This window comes from Candidatus Zixiibacteriota bacterium (genome assembly GCA_040753495.1).
GTDB lineage: Bacteria > Zixibacteria > MSB-5A5 > GN15 > PGXB01 > DYGG01.
In genome coordinates this window covers 25,310-31,743 of the sequence record JBFMEF010000122.1, presented here as the reverse complement: position 1 = coordinate 31,743, position 6,434 = coordinate 25,310, and the positions used below count along the sequence as shown (strand labels likewise).

Sequence of the window (6,434 nt, the reverse complement as noted above, 5' to 3'; positions counted from 1 at the left end):
GCAGTAACTTTTTGCTAAATTTAGCATATAGAGTTCTATTGTCAACGGATGCCGGCTGATTGCCGAAAACAATAATAAACAGGCGAGGTTTTGTATGTCTAATTCGGAGAGTAAGGGACGGGAGGAGAAGTGCGGAATGATGATAGGAGGACTGATTGTCCTTGGTATCGGCGTTCTTTTCCTGCTTATCAATCTCGGCATTATACCCGGATTCAAGGTCATCTGGCCTATCATCATGATAATTGTCGGTCTGGCGCTGATTATCGGGTCGTTTTCCAACAGAAAGAAAGACCAGTTTCCCGGATGACCGACCGCTTCAACGACCAATCGCCGCCATCGGATGATGCCTCTGGCAGTTTCCTGCGAATTCCCGCCGATACCGGTGAAAGTCCTGAGGCGCCGCCGGAACCGGAATTTCAGAAAAGTCTGCTTTCTTACCTGACACTCTTCTTTCTTTTGGTTTTCATGCCGGCAAGCTCGCTTCTGTTTGTCGGCGACCCGACCGAAACTCTGAGTCTTCTGGCGCAATCCCCTATCCTGTTTATCTATCTGCCGACCATGCTCACCTGGTGGGGAGCTTTTCTTCTGATATATCTTACCGTTTACCGGGAAAAGACCGGTCTGGCCGGTATCGGCTTCCGACGTCTCCGCCTGCTCGACTTCTTCTGGGCGCTCGCCTTTCTTCTGGCATCCAATCTCCTGCTGTCGCTGCTGGCGCTGTTGCTGGCGCAATTCGGCTTGGAGATTCCTGGCGAGCTGGAATTGATTCTCCCCAAAAACAATACCGAGCGGATTTTCTGGGTGCTGCTCTCTTTTACTGCCGGATTTTGTGAGGAGGCCGCCTTCCGCGGTTATCTCCTGACCCGCATCAAACTCTTTGGGAAAACCAGAGGATGGCTCCTGCCGGTGATAATATCTTCGCTCGCCTTCGGCTCCGGGCATGCCTATCAGGGCTTAGGCGGTTTTATTCTCCTGAGCATCTACGGGGCTATGTTTGCCCTCTTGTTTCTGCGGACAGGAAGCCTCTGGCCCCCTATAATTGCCCATTTCTTTCAGGATTTCTCCGCCCTCTTCTTCCCCTTCCAGAAATGATCAGAGCGGTTTTCTCTTTCACCCCTGCGGTGGTGGTCCCCCTTTGTACAGAAAACTGAGCAGAAAAGTGGCATCCAGAATATTTATCTTCCCATTGGAATCAGCGTCCCCTTCATATAACCCGACAGGCGGTCCAGACTTAAACAAGAAAGCGATGATATAGGTGATATCAAGAATGCTGATATGGCCGTCATGATTGGCATCCCCCTTGGCATACGGCGTATCGGTTAAGAATCCTTTCTTGACATAAGGGAGAAAAGTAACATAGCCGGCTTCAAAAGAGAGCGTTTTCCCCTGCACCGTGGAAGAATCAAGCGTGCCGACTCCGCTTCCCCCGGAATGCTGAAAGTAAAGATTGATAATCGGACCGTCACCGGCAGGCAATTCCGGCTTTGAACCGCTCAGGCTGGGCACCAGAATAAAGGCAAGTTTCTTCTCCGCCGGTACATAATTGGCTAACTGCACCTGGTCAAAATACGATGAGCGGCAGCCTACGGTATCATAGGCAGTAAAGGTCAAATCGATGCTTCCGGCATACGAAATCGGCAGAACAATCCGTTTCATCGGGTGGCAGTTGCGAAGCCGCACCGGAATCTTGACCGTTTCTCCCGGGGCAATGGTCAGGCTCGGGAAAGAAATAGTGTCGGCAAAGGCTATAATCATTTTCTTGCCGGTGCGATTATGGGGACCATCCGGAAGCAGATTCTCCAGTGTTACATCAAAAGCGCCGCCGTCGGCATAGGTATGCGGCGGATTTTGAAGGTCCGACGTTCCGCCGTCTCCGAATCGCCACTCCCAGGATGACGCGCCGATTGAGCTGTCACTGAAGTTTACCTGAAGCGGCGCCCAGCCGACAGCGGTATCAGCATAAAAGTCGACAAAGGGGCGACGGGTATTGGCGAAGGCGAAATTATAGGTATCCCAGTTAGCCACGGTCAGGTCATTCTTGCTTGAATATTTGTAATAGAGCACCAGCGAATCAAGCGGTACCGTCGCCAGTGACACCCATCCCGATATCGGGTCAGAACAGTATTGATTTATCGGAAGAATGGCGCCATCAACCAGAACCGAATCCAGCGAGAAGAGCGGATGCTTCTCGGCATAGAACAACTTCTTGCCGGTGGCATAAATCGTTTCGGAAAAGGCTTCCACCCCATCGCCGTCAATATCGACCCAGGCAAGTTCCTCCACCACCATCGAAAGAGCCGCCTGCCAGACCGGACTGCCGGAAAATGTCCCCCCGATATTTTCATAGAGGCGCGGCTCATCCCACCACCTTCCGGCGGCAAGGTCATCATCCCCATCGTTGTCGTAATCATAAAGCGAAACAGCGGAGCCGTAACCACCATCCGATGATTCCCAGCCGGGACTGCTGTTCAACACTCCAGCTCCATTGTTGAAGTAGACACGGTAATAACCGTTTCCCCCCAGTTGAAAATTATAAGCGACAATCAGGTCGAGCCAGCCGTCATTGTTGACATCCCCGAATATCAGAGTATTTCCCGATTCGACAATACTCGACTGCCACGAGGGGGATGTCTCCAGAACGCCATTTTGGTTATAATAGACGGCGGTAGCGTCGTCATCATAGCAGAAAGCCAGGTCGAGGTCGCCGTCATTATCGACATCACCCCAGGTCACATCCATCGCCTGCGTCAAGGCGCCTGATTGCCACCCCGGAAGAGTCGCTAATGAGCCGCTCTCATTAAAATAAACACGGTCCCGCTGCCTGACAGCATTATACCCCTCGCCGGTACTGACCGCCAGGTCAAGGTCGCCGTCCCCATCCGGGTCGCCAAAAGCGCAGGAGAAACTGTTCATGCTGTCTCCGCTGCGCCAGGATGGAACCGTTCCCGGAATGCCATAAGGATTGGAGTAAAGCACCGCACGATTGGTAGTCAGAAATCCCCCTTGACCCAGAAAATTCGAAACCGCCAGGTCCGGAAATCCGTTGTCATCAACATCTCCCACCGCGCAATGCCCCGAGTATTCTATATCATTCGAAAACCAGGAGCCGTTTGCCGGGAGCGTGCCGTATCGCGACAGATAAATGAAGTTACGGGCTCTCACAATATCGTTCCCGTTGGAGAAACAGACATCAATATACCCATCACCATTCATATCCCGCCAGACCATACCGGTGGAATAGACATCCTCTTCCGCCGTCTGCCAGAAAGGAACTACCTGAATCGGCGGTTGAGCCTGCGTTACTGAAATTAAGATCAGAGTGAGGAAAAGCGGTAAGAGGGAATATCTGATTTTCAACATCTCCGGCTCCCTCCTTGGGAGTAAATTATTTGAGAAGAATCATTTTTCTAACGGACGAGTAACGGTCGGATTTCATCCGATAGAAATATAAGCCGGAGGGGACATTTTTGCCATCATTATCTCGGCCATCCCAGGAAATCTGATGTTTCCCGGCATCGAGATTCCGGTCCATAACAGTCCTGATTTTCATTCCCAGAAGGTTAAAAATTTCAAGCTGAACCTTGCCGCCCTGCGGCAGGTCGAATTCAATTGTCGTGCTTGAATTGAAGGGATTGGGGTAATTCTGTTCCAGCGAGAAATGGTGCGGCAGCAGTTCTTCATCGGTGTCGGCAATATCGGTTGACAGGTAGTTGAACTGTGCCAGATAAACGTTCTTCCCTGCGGAACGCGGGTCAACCCAGGCAATCCAGCCGTCCCAGTTACGGTTTACCGCCGCGGCAGAAATCATATATTCGGTGGAAATATTCGAAACCAGGTTCTGCGCCGTCCGCGCGTTGAGATGAGCGCTGTAAACCTGATAATAGACCGCCCGCCGGCCGCTTCGGGAATCGGTCCACGTCGCTATAACATATCCGTTGGCGTCAGCGGAGACGTCAATATTATCCGGATTGGCTCCGGCCGGAACCGAAATCTCAAACGGCGCCGTCAAAACCGCTCCCGCGGTGGAAAATTTGCTTAGATAGATATGTCGGCTTTGGTCGGCCGCCTCTCCCTGCCAGAGAACTATTAATTGATTGGTCATACCAATCGCCGCCGATATTTCTGTCACATAAATATTGGACAGTGCGCTGGTATAGACTGATTTTCCGAGAAGATTACCCTGCGAGGAATATCGCGCCATCACCAGCGTCGCTGCCGGTCGATAGGTAAGGAAAACGACAACGAAGTTCCCATCCCGGTCGGCGACAGCCGAAAGACCTGTAACAGTCAGGTCGAGCACCGTATCGGAAATAAGAAACGGAGCGCCGATAGTATTGGAAGGAGCCGATATCATCCTGCCAATCACCTGGTCCTCGGGGTTCGCTTTTTCAATCCATACCGCCAGTCCACTATCGCCGGAAAGTGCCACCGCCGGCGATATCTTGGGCGATGGTTCATTCTCATCTGAAATCATAAAATCGGAATTTTCCAGTACGCCAGAATTGTCGCCAAAACGGCCAAATATATGGCTGCCGGAAACTCCCCCCACCGCTCTACCGTCAGACCAGACCACCGCCATCCGCGACAATGATGCCGCTATGGATGGCTCTTTTTGAAGCGCCGGAGGAATATCCGTATTCACTTTCAGATTGCCGCCGGCGATGCTCCCGTTACTATTGACCAGCTGAAGGAAAATATCCCCCTCATCAGACCTCTGGTCAGTAAAAGCAATTGCCCCCTGAGAATTATTTAGAAGGGCTATCTCTGGTTCCGTTGACGGCGCCCCGGCCGCATCATCATTTATCAATCTATCGCCGCTGAATAGTTCTGCCCCGGCTGATGAGAACGCTCTTAAATAGAGGTCGGTATGATGCGCCCGCGCATCACTCCAGCCGCAAAAAATCTTATCGGTTGGTCCGATGCCTGTACAGCTTTCCCAGCGACCGCCACTTGTCTCCTGATTAGCGACAATTGCGGCGCCGTTCAATGCGAAACCGGCCGAGAATCTCTGTACCATTATATTTGAGAACGTGCCGACCGCCGCCCAGGACGCCACCAGAGTATTGGCGGCATTGACCGCCAGCGATATATCCCAGTCGCTGACCTCAGGCGAACTGGCCGAAATCAGCCGATTGCCGCCGGTCAAACCGCTTCCCGGCACCACTCGCTGAAGATAAACTTTCTGCGAATCAGCCCTCTTGTCCAGCCAGGCAACAGCATACCCATCAACCGATGAGTATGCAATATCCGGCAGATATTGAGACGAATCTGCCGAGGTTAGTTCTATAAGGCTGAAATCATCCCCGCTGGGAACCCCTACCGAATTGAAAAGCCGCATATATATATCCGGGTTCCCCAGACGGTAATCCTCCCAGACAACAGCGATACTGCTGGTTCCGCCGATAGCGACCGCCGGTGACCAGTGATGGGCATCATTGCTGTCGCCATTGACCTTAATGGTCAGAGTTGCCGGTTGGCCGTTGGCGTTGAAAATCTTCATCGCAATATTATTGGCGGTACTGTACTCTTCCCAGACTGCCACCAGACGTCCATCGGCAAAGCCGGCGATGTCAAATGGTCCGGCATAGTTGAAAGTAATCGTATCGTTGACCGCGCGGGGGGAAATAATCTGGGCTAAAGATGAATTGTACCGGGCAAAATAAATCCGCCCGGTCATTATATCCCGATAAGCCAGATAAAAACCGCCCGAACCGTCGCTGCAGGCTTTGGGCTCCAGCAGGTCATATCCGTCACTCCTGCCAAGCACCAGCAGATTACTGCCGACGGCGACTCCGTTTTCGTCAAAAATCTGCGCATACACCTTGGCGCTGCCGCGACGGTCATCCTGCCAGACCGCCAGCATCCGGTCGCCGCCAATACGGACTAACGACAGATGCCGCTGCTCAAAAGCGGCTGGGGAGACAGTCTCGGAAAGAAGCAGGTCAGAAAAGTCGGCCGTCCTGGCTGCGGTGATGTATGATACGAAAGGAGGACTCTGGCGGCTCTCTGGCTGCGCTATCTGCTCCTGATGTCTCAATTCGCGAGTTCCCGGCGAGGCGGCATCAGCGCTGCCGATAAAATAGCCGGCCGCAAGAAAGAGAGAGATGCCAAGGGAATAACTGAAATTTCTCATATAAGTCATTTCAAAAGGCAATAATACCATAAGGTACAGTGCAATCGGTATGCCGTCAGGCTTAAATTAATGCTGCCGCAGAATTCGCTTTTCATGCCGAACACCGTCTCGCAACCGACTGCAATTTAATCGGTTATCGCCACCTATCTTCTTCCGGAATAGGCCTCCTGCCCGACTGCAAGTACAATCCCTTAAGGATAAGCAATCAGTTTCATAAAAATGAGAATTCCGCTCCTCTGGCGGTGAGTCATGCGAGGTTGAGCATCCCCTGTTTACCCATTATCAATTATAACAAAAATTC

4 protein-coding genes are annotated in these 6,434 nt (G+C 52.0%); 2 read left to right on the top strand and 2 right to left on the bottom strand.

Annotated elements, in window-relative coordinates; translation table 11 throughout:
- Positions 1-94: 94 nt before the first annotated feature.
- Both AB1690_08030 and AB1690_08025 read left to right on the top strand, forming a co-directional pair.
- Complete coding sequence (locus AB1690_08030) at positions 95-307, top strand: DUF5668 domain-containing protein (GenBank protein ID MEW6015257.1); 213 nt, start codon at positions 95-97, stop codon at positions 305-307.
- Positions 304-1,092 carry a type II CAAX endopeptidase family protein gene (locus tag AB1690_08025; protein MEW6015256.1) on the top strand — a complete coding sequence of 263 codons (789 nt, stop codon included), beginning with the start codon at positions 304-306 and terminating at the stop codon, positions 1,090-1,092. Before AB1690_08030 ends, AB1690_08025 begins: the two co-directional genes overlap by 4 nt.
- 18 nt (positions 1,093-1,110) lie before the next feature.
- On the opposite strand, the gene AB1690_08020 is transcribed toward AB1690_08025, so the two are convergent.
- A complete protein-coding gene (locus AB1690_08020) occupies positions 1,111-3,360 on the bottom strand; it encodes an FG-GAP-like repeat-containing protein (GenBank protein ID MEW6015255.1) in 2,250 nt (749 codons plus the stop codon).
- A 25-nt stretch (positions 3,361-3,385) separates the two neighbouring features.
- Entirely contained in the window at positions 3,386-6,133 is a 2,748-nt protein-coding gene (locus AB1690_08015) for a T9SS type A sorting domain-containing protein (GenBank protein MEW6015254.1), read from the bottom strand.
- Positions 6,134-6,434: the final 301 nt, after the last annotated feature.